Source organism: uncultured Campylobacter sp., from assembly GCF_938030785.1.
Classification (GTDB): Bacteria; Campylobacterota; Campylobacteria; order Campylobacterales; family Campylobacteraceae; genus Campylobacter_B.
The window spans coordinates 1-1,902 of the sequence record NZ_CALHIK010000174.1; the positions used below are offsets into that span (position 1 = coordinate 1).

1 protein-coding gene is annotated in these 1,902 nt (G+C 52.4%); it reads left to right on the plus strand.

The window, feature by feature from the left end; all coding sequences use genetic code 11:
* The first annotated feature begins 122 nt into the window (after positions 1–122).
* Positions 123–1,817 (plus strand): Na+/H+ antiporter NhaC family protein, encoded by a 1,695-nt coding sequence (locus tag Q0438_RS09995; RefSeq protein ID WP_299190564.1) that lies wholly within the window; start codon positions 123–125, stop codon positions 1,815–1,817.
* Positions 1,818–1,902: the final 85 nt, after the last annotated feature.

A 1,902-nucleotide genomic window follows, 5' to 3' on the forward strand; every position in this document is an offset into this window, starting at 1 on the left:
ATGACGATGCTTCGACGAGTTGCAAGAGCAAAACGATAAGCTCGTGTGCCGTAGCCGCAAGGAAGGTGGCGACGCAGCGAAGCTAGTTTTAACGAGAAGATCAAATTCCAAAAGGGGGAAAAATGAGAAAAATTCTACTACTGACGGTTTTGTCCGTCGCCGCGTTTGCGGTAGATGACGCTACCAGGCAGCATAATGCCGAGCTTTTCGGCATCTGGACGCTAGTGCCGCCCGTCGTGGCGATCGCGCTTGCTTTTATCACCAAAGAGGTGATTTTATCGCTTTTCATCGGCGTTTTTAGCGGCACCTATATGTTAGCAGTCGTTAACGACAATCCGATCTCCGCGCTTGTGGGCAGCTTTACCGATCTGGTCGCGCGCGTGGTGGGCTCGATGGCTAGCAAAGGCAACGCGGGCGTGCTTTTGCAGGTGCTTTGTATCGGCGGCGTAGTCGCGCTGATTAGCAGGACGGGCGGCACGAAAGCAGTGGCGCTTTGGATTAGCAAGCGCGCTAAAACTGGTATCTCGGCGCAAATTTCAACATGGGTTATGGGTCTTTTCGTATTTTTCGACGACTACGCAAACGCACTGATCGTAGGCCCCGTCATGAGGCCGATCACCGATAAATTTAGAGTCAGCCGCGAAAAGCTCGCCTTTATCATCGACGCTACCGCCGCACCGATTGCGGGTATCGCGCTAATTTCTACCTGGGTAGGTCTTGAGGTCTCTCTGATAAGAGCGGGATATGATCAGATCGGCGTGCAAAACGTAAACGCCTTCTCGATCTTCGTGCAAACCATGCCGTATCGCTTCTATAATCTTTTCATGCTTGCTTTCGTGGTTTACGTCGCATTTATGCGCAGGGATTTCGGACCGATGCTCTCTGCCGAAAGGCGCGCGGCGACTGGCGAAATCCACTCTAAAAATTCTAACATCGCCGAGCTCGAAGATAAAACGCTAGAGCCTAAAGAGGGGATCAAGCCGCAAGCTTCAAACGCCGTTATCCCGCTTATAGTGCTAATCTGCGGCGCATTTGCGAGCTTTTATTTTAGCGGGCTAAGCAAGCTTGAAGGCGATGCTCTCGCAGCCGCAAAAGCCGCTCCGCTAAGCTTTGCAACGCTTCAGGCGACGTTCGGTAACGCAAACTCGTCGGTCGCGCTTTTTCAAGCGGCGCTTCTTGCTACGGTCGTGTCTATATTTATGAGCGTTTACCGCAAAATTTTTGATGTCAGAGAGGCGATCTCTACGTGGATTAAAGGGTGGAAGACGATGATCGTCACGATCGTGATCTTGCTGCTTGCCTGGTCGCTCAGCTCTGTCATCAAAGAGCTCGGCACGTCGCGTTATCTAGTCGATATGCTAAGCCAAAACACGCCGAAATTCTTGCTTCCGGTAGCGATTTTCGTGCTGGGCTCGTTCATTAGCTTTTCGACGGGCACGAGCTACGGTACGATGGGAATTCTAATGCCGCTAGCCATACCTTTGGCAAACGCTGTGGGACTTCACTACGGGCTTTCGGGCGATGCGCTTCACGCCTATATGATCGTAAATATCTCGGGTGTGCTAACCGGCGCCATTTTCGGCGATCATTGCTCGCCGATTTCGGACACCACGATCCTTTCGTCGATGGGCGCGGGCTGCGATCATATCGAGCACGTAAAGACGCAGATGCCTTACGCTCTATCCGTCGGCGCGGTCGCCGTGGTGGCGGGCTATCTGCCCGTAGCGCTAGGGCTTAGCGTCTGGATAGCGCTACCGATGGGACTTGCCGTTACGTGGGCTCTCGTGCGATTTGCAGGCAAAAAGATAGAGGAGTAGCTCCCGCAAATTTTAAATTTGCTTTTAAATTTTGAATTCCGCAGCGATGCGGAATTCTACCTGGCGGAATTTTGCTTTATCCCGC

Coding starts and splice junctions, on each gene's coding strand:
- Q0438_RS09995 (WP_299190564.1), top strand. CDS start 123: ATGAGAAAAATTCTACTACTGACGGTTTTGTCCGTCGCCGCGTTTGCG.